Source organism: Phyllobacterium sp. T2-21, from assembly GCF_055378485.1.
This window is the reverse complement of record NZ_AP027912.1, coordinates 916,416-935,165: the sequence shown is the minus strand read 5'-3', so window position 1 is coordinate 935,165 and position 18,750 is coordinate 916,416. Positions and strand designations below refer to the sequence as shown.

Sequence of the window (18,750 nt, the reverse complement as noted above, 5' to 3'; positions counted from 1 at the left end):
CCAACCGGCAATACCATACAGGCGCGGGCACGTGTCCTCATGGCTGGTACCGGTCACCAGGCGTGCCTTGCCCGGACAGGCTTTCCTGATCCCGGCGATAGTCGACGACCTGAAAACCAAGCGGATTTTCGAACCGCCATTCATTGGGCATGGGCGCTTTGGAATACTGGAAATGCAGGAGAGAAACCCAGTGTTCCTCTGCGCCGGGCTCGCGGCCTGTCCGCTGTGTGGAAAACCGGACCACGGCCGTAAGCCTGTTGGGAAGCTGTATGGATTTGATCTTCAGTTCCACCCGGGTCTCGCGGCCGAAGCGCGTCACCGGATTGTCCGCATTGGATGGACTGTAGAGCGCAAAGAGATCCCGCGCGGCATCGCGTGTCGACAGCAGCTGGGCAAGATCAAAATTGTCTTTCACCGTTGCCGGATCATAGGTCTCGCGCGCTTTCAGGTAACGGACCACATACATGCGTGCGATCGCTTCGTTCTGCGTCAGATCACCGTCGGCAAGTGGTTGTTTTATCTCCATAAACCCGGTTGTCTTGTCGACTTCGATGACATAGGGCTCGAAGCTCTTGAGCGGAAGCAGCAAGGCGAGACAGGTCAACGTCAGGCAGGCCAGGGCAAAGCTGATCACAGCCACCAGCCACGCGGTCAGCCGGGACCGCTTCACGGTGCGGATGACATCGTTTTCCCAGCGGATGGCTTCGCTGAAATAGCGCCTGTCCGGCCCGGGTGCCAATCCCGCCTCGATTATGTTTTCGTTGGATCCAGACGCATTCATCACTGCCGGCGAAACCTTGAAATCGGTAAAACTGAAAATTCTGAAATGAAAATTTTATGATATGACCGCGCGCCCTGCCTCGATTGCGCAGCGCCCGAAGAACCGTTCAAGTTGTAAATATCATGCGAACGCGGAACACAATTCGACTTTGGTCTGATGCCTTTCGCCCAGGCAGGAGAAGATGAGGTTTTGCCGCTTCCTGCGGTAGGCCGCCGGCCGACTTTCCTAGCGGGTTTCAACGGCTCCGGGGGCGGAGACCGGAGCCGCGCTGGCCCGTTGTCCGAGCCAGATGCTGCCAATGACGAGAACGAGCCCCCCGATCTGCGGTGAGGTCAATGTCTGATTGAGGAATAGCCATCCGAGCAGCACGGCGGTCAACGGGCTGAGGAACAGGAGCAAGGACACCACCGCAGATTGCATTCGTGCAATGCCCCGGAACCACAGGACATAGGTCAGGGCAGCGCCGATCAGCCCAAGCCACCCCAAGCCAAGCAGATTGGCCGCACTCGGGAACGGCATGGGCGGCTCGAAAAGCAGCGCCATCGGAACGAGAAGCAGCCCTCCGGCCGTCAATTGCCAGGCCGTGAAGGTGAGTAGCGATACCGGCGGTTGCCACTTGCGGGTCAATACATTTCCGAGGGCCATGGAGACCGCTCCGGCAAGGCCGGCTGCAACACCAACCCCGTCGAGCGCCGCATTGGGGGCCAGCACCAGCAGCGCGACACCGGCGATCCCGACAAGGGCGGCATAGATCGATACCGGGCGGGCCGGACTGGCCAGAACGAACGAAGCGAGGAAAACCACGATCAACGGCTGGACCGCCAGCACCGTCGCAGCAACGCCGCCCGGAAGCCGGTAGGCCGCGATGAACAGCATGCTCAGAAAGATCGCGATATTGAGGGCGCCGAGAACAAAACTGCGCAGCCACCAGATGCCGGCCGGAAGCTGCCGAACGATCAGGAGCAGCAGCAGTCCTGCCGGCAAGGCGCGCAGCATGGCGACCGTCATCGGGGAAAATCCCGGCAGGAACGCGGTGGTGACGATATAGGTACTGCCCCAGATGACAGGGGCAATTGCCGTCAGCAGCAGGTCGGAACCGCGCGCGCTCATGATAGTTCCAGAACCTCGGCCAGGGGACGGCGGGGCTTCTGCGGCCAGTTTCCAGGCGCGGCGCGGCCAACGGTGACGAGCATCACCGGCACTTCATTCGGCTCAAGGCTGAATGCGCGCGCAACGCCTTCGGCATTGAATCCGACCATCGGGCCGGTGACGAGGCCGAGCGCTTCGGCGGCAAAAATCAGAGTTGCGGCACCAAGGCTCGCCGAGCGCACGGCTTCATCGCGCGCTGTCTGAGGATCGGCATATTGCGCGCGGGCTCCTTCCTGCCATACCGCGGCCATGTCGGCCGGCATGAAACCAGCCTCGATGAAGGGACGCAACCGTTCGGGAAGGGCAGCATGGTCGGGAAGTTGCCCGCAGACAATGAACGTCACGGCGGCATCGCGCACCTTGGTTTGACCGTAGGCCAGATGCTGCAACCGGACCTTGGACTCCGGTGCGCGCACTGCAATGAAGCGCCAGTTCTGCAGGTTGTAAGCGGTCGGGGCACGCGTTGCCAGACGCGTCAGCTCCCTGATTTCCGCATCCGACAGTGTGTGCGAGGCGTCGAAACGATTGGCTGAAACACGCTGTTCGATCAGAGCGATTGTAGGATTGGTCATCACGTCATTCCAAACTTGGTATGTGGCTTTGACATCACATAGATAATTCACCTGATGATGATAATATGCGATATACGAAAGTGATAATTCACTATTGGAAAACTATGTCATGGATCATCTCACGGCCCTGCGGGTCTTTTGCCAGGTAGCGGAGCGCAACAGCTTTGCCGAAGCCGGGCGCCGTCTCGGCCTGTCGCCGCCAGCGATCAGCAAGAACATTGCCGAGCTGGAGGCGCATCTGGGCGTTCGGCTCATCAACCGGACGACGCGGCGCATGGCGCTGACCGAGGAAGGCCGGATTTATCTGGAACATGTGATACGCGGGCTCAATGCACTGGCCGAGGCGGACGAAGCCCTATGTCCGATCAAGGCGGAAGCGAGCGGCACATTGCGGGTCAGCGCACCGATGACGGTGACGTTGACACGGCTTTCGGCCGCTATTCCCGGTTTCCTGTCGCGCTATCCCGGCCTGCACCTCGACCTGCATCTCGACGACAGGCGGGTCGACATCGTCCGGGAAGGCTTTGACCTTGCCATTCGCGGCAGCGACAATCTGGAGGATTCCAGCCTGATTGCGCGAAAACTCGCTGTTATGCCCCATGTCCTCTGTGCGGCGCCCTCCTATTTCGAGGCGCACGGCAAACCTGAAGAACCGTCGGATCTGAAGGCGCACACCTGTGTCCGGTTCAGCCTTTCCGGCCATGCCGACCTTTGGGAGTTCCGCAAGTTCGGCCGCACGGAGAGCATCGCCGTCAACAGCCGATACTCGGTCACCTCAAGCCTTGCTGTGCGTGACGCGCTGCGGGCGGGCTTCGGCGTGAGTTTGATGCCCTATCCCTATGTCGCAGACGACCTGAAGGAGGGCCGGCTTCAATCGGCACTGGATGACTGGAGCACGGTGGAAACCACGCTCTATGCCATCTATCCGTCCCGGCAGCACGTCGCGCCGAAAATCCGCGCCTTTCTTGATTTCCTCATCAACGCATTCAGCCGGGAATAAATGAACGAGGCGGCCCCCGCTCTGACCGACCCATGCGCCGGCTTGTCTGGGGAATGGCGACCTGTCCGATGCGCGGCGTGCGGCAGGCACAATCATTTCTTTCGGGAAGGTGCGAAATTCGCCATTGAAGCCAAGGGCCGCATCGGTTAGAACCGCTTCGCGCATGCGAGCTATCGCAGCCTCATGCACCCGTAGCTCAGCTGGATAGAGCGCTGCCCTCCGAAGGCAGAGGTCACAGGTTCGAATCCTGTCGGGTGCGCCATATCTGGCGAGGAGCAGCATCCCGGACTTATCAGAACCATCGGCTTCCAATCGAGATCGCAACGGATTGAACAACCGTGCGGAGCATTCCAGTCCCGTTTTCGCAATGGCGGATGAGAATTCCCCGCACGCGGATGTCGCCGCATGATCACATCACGTTGAAGCAGAACCAATTAAGTAAAGCATCTATATTTATCCCACGCGTTCCCACATAAAGTACTGTGTGGAAAACTTTCTTTCATTCTTAATTTGATTATTAATTATGCATTTTCTCCTGCAGTTTATCATTGGAAATCGACATGGTTCGATGTTCTGGTAGGGGGGACAACATGAAGGGCATGGTATTCACCGAATTGCTGGGTTTCGTAGAGCATATCTACGGGGCGGATGCCGTGGATGATCTCATCGAAGCTTCCGACCTGCCGAGTGGTGGCGCCTATACTGCGGTGGGTACTTACGACCACAAGGAGATGCAATCGCTTGTCGCCAACTTGTCTGCGCAAAGCAACACGCCGCCAAACGAATTGTTGGATTTGTTCGGTCAACATTTGATCGGGCGTTTCAAGGCTTCATTCCCTGATTTCTTCAAGACCGCAGCCACCCTGTTTGATTTCCTCGAAAGCATCGACAGCCATATCCATGTGGAGGTACGAAAACTCTACCCCGATGCCGAGCTGCCGGAATTCCGGGCCGAACGCCTTGGGACCGGGGCAATGCACCTCGATTATCGCAGCAATCGTCCCTTCGCGGCGCTTGCCTCGGGCCTCATTCTTGGCGCCGCTCAGCTCTATGGCGAGACCGTGCTTATAGAGCGAAGCGCGCACGAACACGATGGCGAGAAATTCGTCCGGTTCTCAATCCAGAAGACGGATGCGATAGCGTAAATGCTGGAAACCGACACGCCCGGTGATCGCGTTGCACGTCTCGAACGGCGCCTCATACGGGAACGCCGGGCCCGCGAAGAGGCGGAATGGCTGCTCGAGGCGAAGTCGCTGGAATTGTACAACGCCAACAACCACCTGACGGTGCTGGCGAACGACCTTGAAATGCGCGTCCTCGATCGCACGCACGAATTGGAGGTTTCTCGCCAGCAGGCCCTGTTCCTTGCCGAGCGCGACCCTCTGACCACGCTCGCAAACCGGGTCAGTTTCACGCGCGATCTGGAAACGGCCATCCGAGAGGCTCGTGTTCAAAGCGGGATGGTACAGCTTCTGTTTGTCGATCTCGATCGGTTCAAGGAGATCAATGACAATTACGGCCATGCCGTCGGCGATGCGGTGCTGCTGGAAGTTGCTGCTCGGTTGCGCGCAATCTGCCGGGAGCGAGAGGTGCCCGGACGGCTGGGCGGTGACGAGTTTGGCGTCATCTGCGTGACACCGGCTCACAGCGGACGCGCCCGCCAGATCGCGGCAGACGTCATGGAGGTCATGAGCAGGCCGATCGATTGCGGCCGCCTGCAGCTGATCGTCAGCTGCTCGGTCGGCTTTGCAAGCTTCCCCCGCAATGCCATGGATTCACCGACACTGCAGCGCTTTGCCGATTTCGCCCTGTACCATTCGAAGTCGGCCGGACGCTCGACATGGACGGAGTTCGACGACACCATGGCGGGCGAGCTTCAGAGCCGCCAGGGCCTGGAAGCAGAACTGCGCACCGCGGTGGCGGCGGGAGAGATCGAGCCCTGGTACCAGCCAATCATCTCCACCAAGGGCAACGAAATCGTCGGGGTGGAGGCGCTGGCGCGGTGGCAGCATGCCGAGCGGGGGCTCATTCTTCCCGGCCTGTTTATTCCGCTGGCCGAAGAAAGTTCGTTGATCGTCGAGCTTGGCCGGGCGATGATCGACCGCTGCTGCCGGGAGATGCACCCGTTCATCCGCGACGGTCATCTCGATTACGTATCGATCAATCTGTCGCCGCGTCACCTGCGTTCCCCCTCGGTTGTCGAACATATCGCCGCGACGTTGGCCCATCACCATTTCCCTCCCTCCGCCCTTCAACTGGAAATCACGGAAAGCCTGCTGCTCATCGATTTCGAGCAGGCCCAGGAATGCCTTTCCCGCTTTCGCGCGCTCGGCATCCGAATTGCCCTTGACGATTTTGGAACAGGCTATTCGAGCCTTTCATACATCAGGCGCTTGCCATTGGACGTCATCAAGATCGATCGCTCCTTTGCCAGGGACATCAGTGCTGACCAGCAGGCCGAAGCCGTGGTCAAGGCAATTGTTCAGCTCGCACAGGCGCTGGAACTCCGCGTCATCGCCGAAGGCGTCGAGACGGAAAGCCAGGCGCTCAGGCTGACCAGTTGCGGCTGTTTCGTACAGCAGGGATATCTGTTTGGACGGCCGATGCCCCTGAATGAAATCACCCGATATCTTGAGGCCCGTGCAAATCCGACGCCATTCGCCCACAATATTTCAGCCTCCTGAGCCTGAAACGTCATCTGTCGATACAGGACGGAGGGCCAATATCAAGCCAATGGGACTGTCACGTCGTACCCAGTCGGCTCTGCCTCGATTTCCGTGATGACCGGCGGATTTGCACATAAATCTGCCTATTACGACAAAAGAACGGGAAGCTCTCTTGTGTCGCCCCATGTCGCAAGCCTATGATAGATGATGAAAAACACCTCTCCCATTTCCGAAGCTGGATTAGGCGGTCGAGCCTGGCCGAAAATCCTTTTGAATTATCGCAAACCGCACCGCGGCCGCAGCATTTTCGAGCTCGCGGTGACGGTCATTCCCTTCGCAATCCTGTGGGCGGTCTGCTGGGCTGCTGTCCACTACGGTTTCTGGTGGGGGTTGCTGTTCATCATTCCGGCAGCCGGCTTCCTGCTTCGCCTGTTCATGATCCAGCATGATTGCGGCCATGGTTCCTTCTTCGCCCACCGGCATTCCGACGACTGGACCGGCCGGGCGATCGGCGTTCTTACCTTGACCCCCTATGATTACTGGCGCCGTGCCCATGCACTGCACCATGCTTCGGCCGGCAACCTGGATGAGCGCGGTGTCGGCGATATCACGACCCTGACCGTTGCCGAATACCGAGCCTTGTCCCGCTGGGGCCGCCTGGGCTACCGCCTGTACCGGCATCCGGTGATCATGTTCGGCATCGGGCCGGCCTGGCTTTTCATTTTCAAACAGAGATTGCCGTTCGGCATGATGCGCTCCGGCGCCCAGCCATGGATCTCCACCATGGCGACGAATTTTGCCATTGCGCTGCTGGCGGCCGTTCTGATCTGGCTGGTGGGTGTCATTCCCTTCCTGATGGTGCATCTGCCCATCGTCGTTCTCGCCGGGGCTGCAGGCATCTGGTTGTTCTACGTCCAGCACCAGTTCGAGGAAACCCATTGGTCGCAAGGCGCTGACTGGCAGTTCCAGGAGGCCGCCCTGCACGGTTCCTCGCATTACGTCCTGCCGCTTCCCCTGCGCTGGCTGACCGGCAACATCGGCATCCACCATGTCCACCATCTTTCCAGCCGCGTGCCCTATTACCGGCTGCCGGAAGTTCTGCGGGACTATCCGGAGCTGAGCAATGTCGGGCGCATCACCATTCTGCAGAGCCTGCGCTGCGTAAAACTGGTCCTGTGGGATGAAGGCCGCAAGAGGCTCATCACGTTTCGCGAGGCGCGCAGCCTGGCCTGACGCGAACCGCTTTCCAGACCATCTGTACACCTGCCTTGCAGCCTGCGCACACCGCGCAGGCATACACGAACGCGGCTTTTGTTCCCGCGCCCGTGCAAAATATATCCGCCTACCGATCTGGAACCAACGGTATCCGGGTGTGTTTCCATCCTGACCTCGCCGGGCGCTTGCACCCCCGCAGGGACTTTATCTGAAGAACAGGATGAATGGAGACACACCATGGTTTCGTATGATCGGGACACAGTGGATACAATCGCGGTTGACCGACAGCGCCTCGCATGGGGCGGTATTTTTGGCGGCACGCTTCTCACCATCGCCATCCAGGTGCTGTTCGCAGCCCTCGGTCTGGGCATTGGCCTCAGCACGGTCAGCACCACCGGCGACGGCGCCTCCGCGCAGGGCCTGGGTATCGGCGGCGGTATCTGGAGCGCCGTTGCGATGATTATTGCCCTGGCTATCGGCGGTTACGTCGCTGCCTATTTTTCAGGCCAGTATGCGCGCTGGAGCGGCGTGCTGCACGGTCTGGTTGTCTGGGCTGCGGGACTGGCTATCGGACTATATCTGCTTGGCACCGCCGTTGGCGGGGCCTTCGGCGTCCTCGGCAGCGTCGCGTCCTCGGTCGGATCGACGGCAGGTCAGGCCGTGTCCGGCGCGGCCTCGACCGCCAAGGACATGATCCCGCCGGCTGTTCAAGCCAGCGGCATCACCAAGGAACAGGCCGGCGCGGAAGTCGACCGTCTGGTAGACGGCGTGCTCAACCGCGATCCCTCGGGGACCACATCCCTGACGCCGGAACAGGCCCGCAAGGAAGTCGTATCGGCGTTGACCAGTCATGCCCTGGGTGAGGAGACATCCCAGGAAACCAAACAGCGCGTGACGGCCATCATTGCAGCACAGCTCGGCATCTCGCCCGATGAAGCCAACAAGCGATACGATGCGGCTGTTGCCAAGATCGACGAGGTCAAGGCCAAAGCCACGGCCAAGGTTGAGGAACTGAAGGCTCAGGCCAAGCAGACGGCTGACAAGTCGGCAAGGATTGCCGCAAGCGGCAGTTTTGCAGCCTTCATCGCCATGCTGATCGGCGCCCTCGCCGCAGCGGTCGGCGGTGCGGCCGGAATCCGGCGCAATCGGTAGACCCGCTTGAATGCCAGCACATCCCGCAGCGCACGCTGCGGGATGTTTTTGCGCCGTTGCCGCCGCCCTTGCCCATCCGGTTAAAAGCCCTGTAGAAAGCCGGGATCGATCCGTCGCGGATGACGGACGCAATCCAAATTGGTGAGGACGACAGCGTGCGGAGATTGGTTTCAAATGTGGCCCTGTTCGGGCTGGTTCTGACGGCGGTCAGTGCGGTTGTTCCGGTTTCCGGGGCCAGCGCGGCGCCCACGGCCGCGCAGTGCAAAAAACTCGATCCGAACGGGCGGGACATAGGCGGCGATACGCATTTCAGCATCGCGATCCGCGACAAGAAAGCCGATCTTGTCGCCAAGATGCTGGCCTGCGGCGCCGATGTGAACCTGAAGACCCAGGAGGGCTGGGCACCCCTGCACACTGCAGCCTATTATGGCCCGGCAAGCGTCATCGATCTGCTGATTTCCAAGGGCGCGAAGGTCAACTTCGTCGGTGACTACGACAGGATGACGCCGCTGCACATGGCGGCAAGTTACAGCGATGATCCCGCCGTGGTTCAGGCTCTGCTCAAACACGGAGCGGATAAATCCGCCAGGACTGCAGGTGGCAAGACAGCACTGGAACTGGCGGCCGACAAGCCGGCCATTGCCGCACTGTTGAAATAGAAGGAACCGGCCTGCGTCCTTCCCCCTTGTTGCGGGCCGGTCAAGCTCCTAGGTTTCAGGCATGCGGTCGATAATCGTTTAAGCAATGCTAGTGTTCGCCAAAAAGCTGCGGGACGAAGTTGGAGGGGGCGTCCTGACGTCCCTCGCCCTGCATCTTTTGGTGGCGGCATTGCTGTTCCTCCAGCTTCCGCAATGGAAAACCACACCGCCGGAGCCGGAAAGCGTGGAGGTGAAGGTCGTTCCGCCGCCGGAACCCGAACCGCAGCCAAAGCCGGAACCGGAACCGGAACCGGAAAAGAAGGAAGAGAAGGCAGAGGCGCCAAAACCGCAGCCCGCCTCGGCCCCCGCCGCAGCGGCCGCCTCTTCGCGGGCTACTTTTCCAATCTTGCCCAGGTCCGAGAAGGAATCGACGGAGGAAAAAAAGCCCGCTTCCGGCGAGGGTACAACACAAGATGAGGCGTCAACGCCGCAGAATTCTGACGCTGAAACGGCAAAGACGGACGCCGGTCCGAGTGCTTCTCCCATTGAAGCCAAACCGGTGACACCGGATATAGCTGAATCACAATCTTCCCCCAAGCCCAGCGAGACCGCTGGGCAGGCAGAGCTACAATCTCCCGCCCCTACCATGTCACTTGAAAATGCAGCGGTATCCCAACAAAAATCTCAGCCTATTCCTAAGAAAATGGAGCAGGTGTCTAAACCCGACGGATCCAAAGCAATGAAAAGCTCTGACCCGTTCGCAAACTTGACCCAGAAGTTCTTACCAAATCCAAGGCTTGATCCAAGAATGGGTCGGGTTGTCACACATCTTTCACCACAAGAGCGTCTCAAAAGCCTCTGCACGTCAGAGGCAATTGGACAACTGGGTTTAGGGTGGAACGATGCGCTGGTCCTTACAGGACCTTCAAGCGGGTTTGTATCGAATACTTTGTACAAGGGCGTCGGCGTATTTTTTCGCCGTAGCGGGGACTGGTACAACTGGGACTTTCAGTGTTCTACCGATTCTGATGTAAGTCGTATCTCTTCATTCCGCTTCAAAATCGGCAACGCTATTCCAAAAAATGAAGCGCGTAAGCGCGGCCTGCCAATGGATTAGCAAGTACAAATCTTCCCAATTGCTCTAGCGCGGCACGGATGCCACGCTGTTCATTCCAAAAAACAAGCGGTTTCAGGTCAAGCAGATCTGTTGCCGGTGATCGCGTGATAGAGCCAGAGCACGACGACAGAACCGATTACAGCGACGATCAGACTGTAGATGTTGAAGCCGGTGACGCCGGTGGCACCGAGCAAGCTGAAAATGTAGCCGCCGGCAACAGCGCCGACAATGCCCAGAACGATGTCAAAGATTAAGCCCTGACCGCTCTTGTTGACGATCTTGCTGCCAATAAATCCAGCAACAAGTCCAAGTACAATCCAACCGATAACAGACATGCGAACATTCCTTCCTATCCATTGGCTTAATGTCGTCATGTTTTCGCATAGATTGCATAAAAGCAAGATGGTTGTGCTTTCTCCCGGAATGAACAAATATCTTTGCGGGGGAGAACGACGGATTTGAGCTGAAACCGAGCAACATTGAAGGGAGATCGAGATGGGAATTTTCGATAATGCGGTACCAGGCGGAAATATATCGAAGCCGCTGATCATTGCGCTTGGAGCACTTCTGGTCGGTAAAATGCTGAGCGGCGGCTCGAGCCAGCCCGCGCAGGCTCCCGACAATCCGCAGACGGCCGACAACGGCAATACAGCAGCCGGCGGCGGGCTTCTCGGCGGGCTCGGCGGTCTCCTGAACAGCCTGACCAATGCGGGTCATGGCGAGACGGCAAATTCCTGGCTTCAGCCAGGTGAAAACAAGCCCATCGCCCCCGGCGATCTGGGCAGCGCGCTCGGCCAGAAAACCATCAGCGAGATTGCCCAGCAAACCGGGATGAGTGAACAAGAGCTTCTCGCGCAGCTGTCGAAGATCTTGCCAGGCGTGGTCGACCAGCTCACGCCGAATGGCCAGGTGCCCAGCACGCAACAGATTGCTTCACTCCTGAAATCGTCTTGATAAACACCAGACTGGCCGGAACGGGTTTCGTTTCGGCCAGCCTTTGTTCGGTCGCCGGGGATCAGGCGACGGAAAGTTCGGTCTTGCGCGCGTTGACGCTGGCGAGCCGCATCACGACGAGCCCGAGCAGCGGGAAAGCGCCGCCGATCCAGCCCAGATATTCAAGGCCCAGATTGGCGATGATCAGCCCGCCGATGAACGACCCCGAAGCAATGCCGAGATAGAGCGCCGAGCCATTGAGCGACAGCGCGAGCGGCGCACTTTCCGGTGCGATCGCCAGAACCCGGCTGGCCTGCGCGGGCGGGAACATCCAGGCGGCAATTCCCCAGAGAACCATGATCGTCATCAGCGCAGGACCGGCGATTTCATGCGGCCATTGCATGATCCAGCTGATCGCCATCAACGATGCGGCATTGAGGAAGGAGGCGGCGATCACCGTGCGCGTCGGGCCGAAGCGATCCGACAATTGTCCGCCGACAACATTGCCAAGGGCAGCACCAAGACCAAAGGCCAGCAGCACCAGCGGCACCATCGCGCGGGAAAGACCAGTGCCCTGCACCGCGATGGCGGCGATATAGGTGAAAACGATGAAGCCGCCGGCCATGTAGAGCAGCATGGTGACAAGCGCGGGCAAGAGCCCGGGGTGGCGGATCACGCCGAGCCGCTGCCGCAGGGTCAAGCGGTCGGCGCGCAATCCGCGCGGCAGGAGAAACCAGACGAAGGTTGTCGCGGCCGCCCCGATCAGGGCAATGAAGATGTAGGTGCCGCGCCAGCCGGCAAACGATGCGATCAGCGCGCCAAGCGGCGCACCAAAGGCCACCGCCAGCGTGGTCCCGCCGACGATGACGGAAATCGCCCGCGCCCGGTGATGCGCTTCAGAGATGGCGACGGCCGTTGCCTGCGCCGTGGCCGCGTATAGGCCCGCCGACATGCCGATCAGCAGCCGGGCGGCCGTGAGAAACGCATAGGACGGAGCAAATGCCGCCAGAATTGCCCCGATGACGAAGGTGGTGGCACTGCCTGCCAGGATGAGACGGCGGTCTGCAGACCCGGTAAGCGCCGCAAGAACCGGCGCGCCCAGCGCATAGGCAAGCGCGAACATGACCACGAGATAACCGGCCTGAACCAGCGTCACGCCGGTATCCCCGGCAATCTGCGGCAGAAGGCTGGCGACGACAAAACCCTCAATGCCAATGGCGAATGTACCCAACGCCAGACCGACAAGGCGAATGTCCATGGGAGATATCCTTTGTTCAATGATCCTTGAACTATTGAGCTCACCGGCATGTGAAGTCAAGAACAAAGTTCAACGATTATTGAACATTGAACTTTTCCCGCGTACTTGCTACGTAGGAGGACATGACCCATCCCCTGTTTCATCCGGATGCTGAAGAGATTTCACTTCCCGCCATCTTCACAGCGCTTGGCGACGAGACGCGTTTGAACATCATCGCCATTCTGGCGCGCAATGGCGAACGCGCCATGACATGCGGGCAATTTACCCAGCTTGGTTCCAAAACAGCCCTGAGCTATCATGTCGCCAAGCTGCGGGAGGCAGGCGTGATCAATGTGCGGCCCGATGGAACGAAACGGTTTCTGACCTTGCGCCGTGCCGATCTCGACAATCGCTTCCCCGGCTTTCTCGACTCCGTCATCGCCTCGGCAAGCATGATGCCGTTGCCTGAAAGCCAGCCTTCGGCCGGTCCGGCCGAAACCCCGGGAGAAACCGAATGGACATAAAATCGAGCGGCTCCATACCGACGCGCCGCGCGCCGGAAGAATGGTTCACCGGCACAGTCTGGCAGGACCCGATCATCCAGACCCCTTCCCCGGCGCGGCTGATCGCCGTCGTCGTGCATTTCGAGCCGGGCGCCCGAACCGCGTGGCACACCCATCCGCTTGGACAGACGCTTTATGTGGTTTCCGGGGCGGGCCTCGCGCAGGTCTGGGGCGAACAAATCCGCGAGATCAGGACTGGTGATGTCGTCTGGATTCCGCCCGGCGAAAAACACTGGCATGGTGCGGGTCCAGCAAACTCCATGTCGCACATCGCCATGCAGGAGGCGTTGGACGGCAATGCCGTCGAGTGGATGGAAAAGGTTTCCGATACGCAATATTCCGGCGCACAATAATCTGCTAGCATGTGTGCAGGTGTAAAAACCCGGCTTTGCGGTTGCGTTGAAAGGAAAAATCATGGCGTTCGAAGACATCAAGGCACAGATCGCACTCCTGCTTGAAGAGATGGTGCAACGGCCGGCTGACGCCCATGAAATTCACGAGACTCTGCGTGAGCATCTCAACGAACTGAAAGCCATGGGCATGCCGCTTCCCGCGGACCTTGTCGCCCTCGAGAAGCAGTTGGAAGTCGACTTTGATTCCTGAACGGCACGCTTAGACGGACCCTTTGAAAATGTCCTTCTTCAGGTCGGGGTGCGATGTGAATAGGTCTCCCCGCCCGGGACGACCGTCCCTCATGCCGATGTCGCGCAGCATGTGATCGGAAAAATCCCCGGCATTGACGGTGATCGGCACGGTGGGCCTCACCAGCGCCCGCCCGAGGGTCGCGAACCAACCCCAGCGGGATCCGGGGTTGTCGATGGATGTGCAGTGCGATGGTGAGGGGTTCATGACCTCAGCTCCGGTTTGTATGCGACGTTCGTGTCTTGGGTATGCATTCAATGCGCCTGTTCGCGCTTGTTTTCCAACAAAACGACGAGTATCTTCCATAAGGACAGCTTATGGATCATGCCGATGAATCTTCCGCCCCTTGCCGCTATCCGTGTTTTCGAGGCCGCTGCCCGCCATGGCAATTTCACCAAGGCGGCGGAGGAGCTCGGCATGACGCAAGCCGCCGTCAGCTATCAGATCAAACTGCTGGAAGAGCGGGTGGGGTCGCCGCTGTTTCTGCGGCTGCCGCGTCAGGTTGTTCTGACGGAAATCGGGGCGCGGCTGGCCCCGGCAACGACCGAGGCATTCGAAATCCTGCGTGCCGCCTTTGCAACGACACGCGAAAGCGCCGACGGCATCCTGACCATCGCGACGATTCCGACCTTTGCCGCCACGTGGCTGGTTCCGCGGCTGGGTTCGTTTCAAATGGAGAACCCGGCACTGGCCGTCCGGCTGAAATCCGGCCGCGAAATGACGGATTTCGTGCGTCAGGAGGCAGATGTCGGCATTCGCAGCGGCACAAAGGAGTGGCCCGGCCTTGTCTGTCACAAGCTTTTCCAGGCCTATTTCACGCCCATGCTGTCACCGGCACTCGCCGCCTCGGTCGGCGGTGTCAAGACACCAACCGACCTGCTCAAACTGCCCATTCTCGACCCCGGCGACCCCTGGTGGAACATCTGGTTCAGCCTGGTGGGTATCGAAAAGCCGGCTCTGCGCGGCGACCTGCGCAACCGGCTGGGCGATCAGCATCTGGAAGGGCGGGCGGTGCTGGCCGGACAGGGCGTGGGAATACTGACACCGTTCTTCTTCCAGCCCGAGCTGCAACAAGGACAGCTTATCCAACCCTTCGATATTGTGGGATCGTCAGAGCACGCCTACTGGCTGGTTTATCCGGAAGCCCGGCGGAATGTCCCGAAAATCCGCGCGTTCCGCGACTGGATGCTGGGGCAGCTCGGTGAGGTAAAGAAATAGCGAGGATGCGGCAGAGCCTTGAGCCCCGCCGCAGCGATCCCTAGAAAACTGCGAGATAGCGCAGCAGTGAGATAATCCCGATCACCACAACGATCACCTGGACGATCTGCTTGGCGCGGCCATCGAGCGGCAGCATCTGGACGAGATAGAGCACAAGAAAGATCACCAGAACGGTGATCAGAAGACTGATAAGAAGGGACATCGCAAACTTCCTGTTTTCGGGATCAGAACAATCGTAGCGTGGCAAAACTCTTTGCTGGCTATTTTTGTTCCACGCAAACAGCAGTCCACGCGCTGCAATATCCGGACGTGCTGCCGGCACCGGATACTGCGCGCAATTTCGAACCACCGTGCATTGCATTGCCCGTTCAGTTGCTGATAGCTTCGCCATCATCCCCGTTTCTCAGGATTCTTCCCATGCGCTCGCTGTTTCATCTTGCCTACCACGTCCATGATCTCGACAAGGCGCGCGGCTTCTATGGCGATATCCTCGGCTGTGCCGAGGGGCGAAGCACCGACAGCTGGGTGGATTTCGATTTCTTCGGTCATCAGATCTCGCTGCATCTCGGCAAGCCGTTCGAAACGACCAACACCGGCAAGGTGGGCGATCACATGGTGCCCATGCCGCATCTCGGCGTCATTCTCCCGCTGGAAGACTGGAATGCCCTTGCCGGCCGGCTCAAGCGCGCAGAGGTCGACTTCGTCATGCCTCCCGTGGTGCGGTTCAAGGGCGAACCGGGCGAGCAATGGACGATGTTTTTCCGTGATCCCTCGGGCAACCCGATCGAAGTGAAGGGCTTTGCGGATTTCGCCAGCGTCTACGCGAAATAGCGGCCGCCATGGAATTCAAGCCATCAAACCTGAAGGCGGCGTTCTGGATGTCCGGGTCGCTGGCCGCCATTCTCATGATGGCGATCTCCGGCCGGGAAGCCTCGAAGGAACTCAACGTCTTCCAGATCATGGAAATGCGGTCGCTGATCGGGCTAGCCATGCTCTATCCGCTGATCCGGTCTTCCGGCGGCGTGCGCGCCATGCGAACCGGCCGCATCTGGCAGCACATCGGACGCAATACCGCCCATTATGCCGGCCAGTTCGCCTGGCTGCAGGCGCTGTCCATGATCCCGCTGGCGCAGGTGATCGCCATTGAATTCACCACACCGGCCTGGACGGCCGTCATGGCCGTCGTCTTTCTCGGCGAGCGGTTCAATCTCTGGCGCACGCTGACGATCCTTCTCGGCATCATCGGTGTCGTCATCATTGTGCGCCCCGGCATCGGAACGATCGAAATGGGACAGTTGATCGTGCTCGGCGCGGCCTTCACGTTCGGCATTTCCTTCACCATGGTCAAATCCCTGACCCGCACGGAAAGCGTGGTGAAAATCATCTTCTGGATGCTGGTGATCCAGTCAGCCATCGGGTTGCTGCCGGCGCTGCATGTCTGGCAATGGCCGACCCTGCATGCCTGGCCCTGGGTGGTGATCATCGCCTTCACCGGCACATTCTCGCATTTCTGCATGGCGAAGGCCCTGCTGTATGCGGATGCCACCGTGGTGATACCGATGGATTTTCTGCGCGTGCCGCTCATGGCCGTGCTGGGCTGGCTCATCTATGCGGAACGGATCGATATCTACACGGCGCTCGGCGCAGCCCTCATCCTGTCAGGCAACCTTCTGAATCTGAAAAACAAGAGCGTGCCGGCAAAGGCCATTCAAGCGGATTGAAACGTTTCATCCGCTCGAAGCCGTTGCAATCGATGCTCAGGCGTTGCCGAAAAGGGTCTGGGCATCGCCGGCCTGCCATTTCGGATATTTCAGCATCACCGCGTCGAACCGGCCGGATGACACGAACTCATCCAGCCACCGCTTCACGTGCGGGCGGGCAAGCCCGCTCCACCAGTCCGCATCCACGCTGGCAAACTGCCGGACAAACGGCAGGATCGCCATGTCGGCAAGCGACGGCGTCGCCCGGAAGAGACAGCGCGACCAGGCCAGCCGTTCCTCGTATTCATCCAGTATCGCCAATGCTTTTTCGCGTTCTGCCAGCCGATCGGTTTTATCAAAGCGGGTGGGGTATTTGTAGCGGTCAAGGCTGCGCTTGAACGATCCGTCATTGCGGGCAATCCAGCCGCCATCATCCACCTCAAGCCAATGTTCCGGGTCATGCCGGCTCAAGGCCCAGCGCATGATGTCGAGGCTTTCATCAATCACTGTCCCGTCGGGCAGCAGCAGCATCGGCACCGTTCCCGATGGCGAAACACCGAGAAACTCCGGCGCCTTGTCTCGCAATACGATTTCCCGGAGCTCGCAGGCCTGGTGCGCGGCCTGAATGGCGAGCCGGGCCCGCATGGCATAGGGACAGCGGCGAAAAGAATACAGAACGGGCAGAGCATGCGTCATGGGGGCCTCGGTTGACACAAGTTTTCATGAAACCGGTGCCGATAACAAGCCTTGCGCGTGCATTGCCCCGATCCGTGAATTCAATTCACGATTATCCCGCGATATCACACGATTATCAATGGAATGCGCTTCGACCATATTCAGCACAACCGGATTGCCATCCGTCGTCATTCCATTCGCGGGCCGGATCAAATTCCCGCCTGCCATTCAAAGGACAAGACAATGCCTCTCGCACTTCTGGCGTTGACAATCAGCGCCTATGCCATCGGCACGACAGAATTCGTGATCGTTGGCCTCCTGCCCACCGTTGCCGGCGATCTCGGCATCACCCTGCCGCTCGCCGGTCTCATCGTCAGCGTCTATGCGCTGGGTGTCACCTTCGGCGCACCGGTTCTGACCGCCCTCACCGGCAAGATTGATCGCAAGCCGCTCCTGCTCGGGCTGATGGCGCTTTTCATCGTCGGCAATACCGCTGCGGCGCTCTCGCCAACCTATGAACTGCTGCTCGTCGCCCGCGTGCTGAGCGCCTTCGCGCATGGCGTGTTCTTCTCGGTTGGTGCCACCATTGCCGCCGATCTGGTTGCGCCCAACAAGCGCGCATCGGCCATCGCCATGATGTTCCTCGGCTTGACCGTCGCCATCGTCACCGGTGTTCCGCTTGGTACTTTTATCGGCCAGCAGCTGGGCTGGCGTGCAACATTCTGGGCGGTTGCCGGCCTTGGTGTCATCGCCTTCATCGCCATTGCCGTGCTTCTACCTGCAACCATCGCTAAGGCCGCTCCTGCACGCCTGATCGACCAGGTTCGCGTGCTGGGCAGCGGACGCCTGCTGCTCGCCTTCGCCATGACCGCGCTCGGCTATGGCGGGACCTTCGTGATGTTCACATTCCTTGCCCCGGTGCTGCAGGAAATCACCGGCTATGCAGGCTCGACTGTCAGTCTCATCCTCGTGCTGTACGGCCTGTCGATTGCCGTGGGCAACATGGTTGGCGGACGTGTGGCCGACGGCAACCCGGTTGGCGCGCTGGTCGTGATGTTTGCGCTGCAGGCGCTTGTGCTGGCCATCTTCACCTTCACCGCTGTCTCGCCGGTCTGGTCATTGGTCACGCTGGCCGCCCTCGGTGCATTGTCCTTCTCCAATGTCCCCGGCCTGCAGCTTTATGTGGTGCAGCTGGCGAAGATCCACACGCCGGAGACGGTCGACGTTGCCTCGGCGATGAACATCGCCGCGTTCAACCTCGGCATTGCCGGGGGTGCCTTCCTCGGCGGCATCATCGTGGCGTCACCCCTCGGTCTTGGCGCGACACCATGGGTCGGCGCCATTCTCGTGGTCGGCGCCCTTGGGCTGACACTCTGGAGCCAGGCACTCGACCGGCGCGCGGCAACGCAGATTCTGGCTACGTGCTAGAGCCTTTCCCCGCGGGGTGACACGCCCCGCGATTTTGATACAGTCCGCATGAGATTCGCAGGGA

Annotated in this window: 23 protein-coding genes and 1 tRNA gene; 16 read left to right on the top strand and 8 right to left on the bottom strand. The window is 59.7% G+C overall.

Annotated features, from left to right (window positions below; all coding sequences use genetic code 11):
• Positions 1-37 precede the first annotated feature (37 nt).
• From ACZ5FP_RS04665 to ACZ5FP_RS04655, 3 genes are all read right to left on the bottom strand, one after another.
• On the bottom strand, positions 38-739 hold the full coding sequence (locus ACZ5FP_RS04665; RefSeq protein WP_464662432.1) for a VirB8 family type IV secretion system protein: 702 nt from the start codon (positions 737-739) through the stop codon (positions 38-40).
• A 267-nt stretch (positions 740-1,006) separates the two neighbouring features.
• Positions 1,007-1,891, bottom strand: a complete 885-nt coding sequence (locus ACZ5FP_RS04660; protein ID WP_464662430.1) for an EamA family transporter — start codon at positions 1,889-1,891, stop codon at positions 1,007-1,009.
• Positions 1,888-2,502, bottom strand: a complete 615-nt coding sequence (locus ACZ5FP_RS04655; RefSeq protein ID WP_464662428.1) for a nitroreductase family protein — start codon at positions 2,500-2,502, stop codon at positions 1,888-1,890. Before ACZ5FP_RS04655 ends, ACZ5FP_RS04660 begins: the two co-directional genes overlap by 4 nt.
• Positions 2,503-2,611: 109 nt before the next feature.
• On the opposite strand from ACZ5FP_RS04655, the gene ACZ5FP_RS04650 reads away from it, so the two are divergent.
• The 8 genes from ACZ5FP_RS04650 (at position 2,612) to ACZ5FP_RS04615 (ending at position 10,290) form a co-directional block, all read left to right on the top strand.
• A complete protein-coding gene (locus tag ACZ5FP_RS04650; RefSeq protein ID WP_464662426.1) occupies positions 2,612-3,502 on the top strand; it encodes a LysR family transcriptional regulator in 891 nt (296 codons plus the stop codon).
• 185 nt (positions 3,503-3,687) lie between these two features.
• Positions 3,688-3,764, top strand: a tRNA-Arg gene (locus ACZ5FP_RS04645).
• A 328-nt stretch (positions 3,765-4,092) separates the two neighbouring features.
• Positions 4,093-4,647 (top strand): heme NO-binding domain-containing protein, encoded by a 555-nt coding sequence (locus ACZ5FP_RS04640; RefSeq protein WP_464662425.1) that lies wholly within the window; start codon positions 4,093-4,095, stop codon positions 4,645-4,647.
• A complete protein-coding gene (locus ACZ5FP_RS04635) occupies positions 4,648-6,186 on the top strand; it encodes a putative bifunctional diguanylate cyclase/phosphodiesterase (protein WP_464662423.1) in 1,539 nt (512 codons plus the stop codon).
• Between the two features lie 186 nt (positions 6,187-6,372).
• On the top strand, positions 6,373-7,401 hold the full coding sequence (locus ACZ5FP_RS04630) for a fatty acid desaturase (protein ID WP_464662421.1): 1,029 nt from the start codon (positions 6,373-6,375) through the stop codon (positions 7,399-7,401).
• A gap of 219 nt (positions 7,402-7,620) precedes the next feature.
• The gene (locus ACZ5FP_RS04625; protein ID WP_464662420.1) at positions 7,621-8,535 is read left to right on the top strand and encodes a hypothetical protein; all 915 of its coding nucleotides are present in this window, start codon (positions 7,621-7,623) and stop codon (positions 8,533-8,535) included.
• 155 nt (positions 8,536-8,690) lie between these two features.
• Positions 8,691-9,194: an ankyrin repeat domain-containing protein gene (locus ACZ5FP_RS04620; RefSeq protein WP_464662419.1), complete on the top strand. Its 504-nt coding sequence runs from the start codon at positions 8,691-8,693 to the stop codon at positions 9,192-9,194.
• A 91-nt stretch (positions 9,195-9,285) separates the two neighbouring features.
• Entirely contained in the window at positions 9,286-10,290 is a 1,005-nt protein-coding gene (locus tag ACZ5FP_RS04615; protein ID WP_464662417.1) for a DUF930 domain-containing protein, read from the top strand.
• Between the two features lie 77 nt (positions 10,291-10,367).
• On the opposite strand, the gene ACZ5FP_RS04610 is transcribed toward ACZ5FP_RS04615, so the two are convergent.
• Positions 10,368-10,625: a GlsB/YeaQ/YmgE family stress response membrane protein gene (locus tag ACZ5FP_RS04610; protein ID WP_464662416.1), complete on the bottom strand. Its 258-nt coding sequence runs from the start codon at positions 10,623-10,625 to the stop codon at positions 10,368-10,370.
• 160 nt (positions 10,626-10,785) lie between these two features.
• On the opposite strand from ACZ5FP_RS04610, the gene ACZ5FP_RS04605 reads away from it, so the two are divergent.
• Positions 10,786-11,244: a YidB family protein gene (locus ACZ5FP_RS04605; protein ID WP_464662414.1), complete on the top strand. Its 459-nt coding sequence runs from the start codon at positions 10,786-10,788 to the stop codon at positions 11,242-11,244.
• A gap of 61 nt (positions 11,245-11,305) precedes the next feature.
• On the opposite strand, the gene ACZ5FP_RS04600 is transcribed toward ACZ5FP_RS04605, so the two are convergent.
• Complete coding sequence (locus ACZ5FP_RS04600; protein ID WP_464662412.1) at positions 11,306-12,481, bottom strand: MFS transporter; 1,176 nt, start codon at positions 12,479-12,481, stop codon at positions 11,306-11,308.
• 122 nt (positions 12,482-12,603) lie between these two features.
• On the opposite strand from ACZ5FP_RS04600, the gene ACZ5FP_RS04595 reads away from it, so the two are divergent.
• The 3 genes from ACZ5FP_RS04595 to ACZ5FP_RS04585 all read left to right on the top strand — a co-directional run bounded on the left by ACZ5FP_RS04595 (position 12,604) and on the right by ACZ5FP_RS04585 (position 13,626).
• The gene (locus tag ACZ5FP_RS04595; RefSeq protein WP_464662411.1) at positions 12,604-12,984 is read left to right on the top strand and encodes an ArsR/SmtB family transcription factor; all 381 of its coding nucleotides are present in this window, start codon (positions 12,604-12,606) and stop codon (positions 12,982-12,984) included.
• Positions 12,975-13,376 (top strand): (R)-mandelonitrile lyase, encoded by a 402-nt coding sequence (locus ACZ5FP_RS04590; RefSeq protein WP_223612180.1) that lies wholly within the window; start codon positions 12,975-12,977, stop codon positions 13,374-13,376. The genes ACZ5FP_RS04595 and ACZ5FP_RS04590 overlap by 10 nt, the downstream gene beginning before the upstream one ends.
• Before the next feature lie 61 nt (positions 13,377-13,437).
• Positions 13,438-13,626: a hypothetical protein gene (locus tag ACZ5FP_RS04585; RefSeq protein ID WP_223612181.1), complete on the top strand. Its 189-nt coding sequence runs from the start codon at positions 13,438-13,440 to the stop codon at positions 13,624-13,626.
• 9 nt (positions 13,627-13,635) lie between these two features.
• Here the strand turns inward: ACZ5FP_RS04585 and ACZ5FP_RS04580 are convergent, their stop codons facing one another.
• The gene (locus ACZ5FP_RS04580; RefSeq protein WP_464662408.1) at positions 13,636-13,872 is read right to left on the bottom strand and encodes a hypothetical protein; all 237 of its coding nucleotides are present in this window, start codon (positions 13,870-13,872) and stop codon (positions 13,636-13,638) included.
• 117 nt (positions 13,873-13,989) lie between these two features.
• Here ACZ5FP_RS04580 and ACZ5FP_RS04575 point away from each other — a divergent pair, with 117 nt between their 5' ends.
• On the top strand, positions 13,990-14,883 hold the full coding sequence (locus tag ACZ5FP_RS04575; RefSeq protein WP_464662407.1) for a LysR substrate-binding domain-containing protein: 894 nt from the start codon (positions 13,990-13,992) through the stop codon (positions 14,881-14,883).
• Positions 14,884-14,923: 40 nt separating this feature from the next.
• On the opposite strand, the gene ACZ5FP_RS04570 is transcribed toward ACZ5FP_RS04575, so the two are convergent.
• Positions 14,924-15,085, bottom strand: coding sequence for a Thivi_2564 family membrane protein (locus tag ACZ5FP_RS04570; protein WP_105737901.1), 162 nt, complete (start codon positions 15,083-15,085; stop codon positions 14,924-14,926).
• A 215-nt stretch (positions 15,086-15,300) separates the two neighbouring features.
• Here ACZ5FP_RS04570 and ACZ5FP_RS04565 point away from each other — a divergent pair, with 215 nt between their 5' ends.
• Positions 15,301-15,714, top strand: coding sequence for a VOC family protein (locus tag ACZ5FP_RS04565; RefSeq protein WP_464662405.1), 414 nt, complete (start codon positions 15,301-15,303; stop codon positions 15,712-15,714).
• Positions 15,715-15,722: 8 nt separating this feature from the next.
• Positions 15,723-16,604 (top strand): DMT family transporter, encoded by an 882-nt coding sequence (locus ACZ5FP_RS04560; protein WP_464662404.1) that lies wholly within the window; start codon positions 15,723-15,725, stop codon positions 16,602-16,604.
• 36 nt (positions 16,605-16,640) lie between these two features.
• Here ACZ5FP_RS04560 and ACZ5FP_RS04555 read toward each other — a convergent pair whose 3' ends face one another.
• Complete coding sequence (locus ACZ5FP_RS04555; RefSeq protein WP_464662402.1) at positions 16,641-17,279, bottom strand: glutathione S-transferase; 639 nt, start codon at positions 17,277-17,279, stop codon at positions 16,641-16,643.
• 222 nt (positions 17,280-17,501) lie between these two features.
• Here ACZ5FP_RS04555 and ACZ5FP_RS04550 point away from each other — a divergent pair, with 222 nt between their 5' ends.
• A complete protein-coding gene (locus ACZ5FP_RS04550) occupies positions 17,502-18,686 on the top strand; it encodes an MFS transporter (protein WP_464662400.1) in 1,185 nt (394 codons plus the stop codon).
• Positions 18,687-18,750: the final 64 nt, after the last annotated feature.

Excerpts from the sequence above, each read along its gene's own strand:
- ACZ5FP_RS04660 (WP_464662430.1), bottom strand. The coding sequence starts at position 1,891 with ATGAGCGCGCGCGGTTCCGACCTGCTGCTGACGGCAATTGCCCCTGTC.
- ACZ5FP_RS04655 (WP_464662428.1), bottom strand. The coding sequence starts at position 2,502 with ATGACCAATCCTACAATCGCTCTGATCGAACAGCGTGTTTCAGCCAAT.
- ACZ5FP_RS04650 (WP_464662426.1), top strand. The coding sequence starts at position 2,612 with ATGGATCATCTCACGGCCCTGCGGGTCTTTTGCCAGGTAGCGGAGCGC.
- ACZ5FP_RS04640 (WP_464662425.1), top strand. The coding sequence starts at position 4,093 with ATGAAGGGCATGGTATTCACCGAATTGCTGGGTTTCGTAGAGCATATC.
- ACZ5FP_RS04635 (WP_464662423.1), top strand. The coding sequence starts at position 4,648 with ATGCTGGAAACCGACACGCCCGGTGATCGCGTTGCACGTCTCGAACGG.
- ACZ5FP_RS04630 (WP_464662421.1), top strand. The coding sequence starts at position 6,373 with ATGATGAAAAACACCTCTCCCATTTCCGAAGCTGGATTAGGCGGTCGA.
- ACZ5FP_RS04625 (WP_464662420.1), top strand. The coding sequence starts at position 7,621 with ATGGTTTCGTATGATCGGGACACAGTGGATACAATCGCGGTTGACCGA.
- ACZ5FP_RS04610 (WP_464662416.1), bottom strand. The coding sequence starts at position 10,625 with ATGTCTGTTATCGGTTGGATTGTACTTGGACTTGTTGCTGGATTTATT.
- ACZ5FP_RS04605 (WP_464662414.1), top strand. The coding sequence starts at position 10,786 with ATGGGAATTTTCGATAATGCGGTACCAGGCGGAAATATATCGAAGCCG.
- ACZ5FP_RS04600 (WP_464662412.1), bottom strand. The coding sequence starts at position 12,481 with ATGGACATTCGCCTTGTCGGTCTGGCGTTGGGTACATTCGCCATTGGC.
- ACZ5FP_RS04595 (WP_464662411.1), top strand. The coding sequence starts at position 12,604 with ATGACCCATCCCCTGTTTCATCCGGATGCTGAAGAGATTTCACTTCCC.
- ACZ5FP_RS04590 (WP_223612180.1), top strand. The coding sequence starts at position 12,975 with ATGGACATAAAATCGAGCGGCTCCATACCGACGCGCCGCGCGCCGGAA.
- ACZ5FP_RS04585 (WP_223612181.1), top strand. The coding sequence starts at position 13,438 with ATGGCGTTCGAAGACATCAAGGCACAGATCGCACTCCTGCTTGAAGAG.
- ACZ5FP_RS04580 (WP_464662408.1), bottom strand. The coding sequence starts at position 13,872 with ATGAACCCCTCACCATCGCACTGCACATCCATCGACAACCCCGGATCC.
- ACZ5FP_RS04575 (WP_464662407.1), top strand. The coding sequence starts at position 13,990 with ATGCCGATGAATCTTCCGCCCCTTGCCGCTATCCGTGTTTTCGAGGCC.
- ACZ5FP_RS04570 (WP_105737901.1), bottom strand. The coding sequence starts at position 15,085 with ATGTCCCTTCTTATCAGTCTTCTGATCACCGTTCTGGTGATCTTTCTT.
- ACZ5FP_RS04565 (WP_464662405.1), top strand. The coding sequence starts at position 15,301 with ATGCGCTCGCTGTTTCATCTTGCCTACCACGTCCATGATCTCGACAAG.
- ACZ5FP_RS04560 (WP_464662404.1), top strand. The coding sequence starts at position 15,723 with ATGGAATTCAAGCCATCAAACCTGAAGGCGGCGTTCTGGATGTCCGGG.
- ACZ5FP_RS04555 (WP_464662402.1), bottom strand. The coding sequence starts at position 17,279 with ATGACGCATGCTCTGCCCGTTCTGTATTCTTTTCGCCGCTGTCCCTAT.
- ACZ5FP_RS04550 (WP_464662400.1), top strand. The coding sequence starts at position 17,502 with ATGCCTCTCGCACTTCTGGCGTTGACAATCAGCGCCTATGCCATCGGC.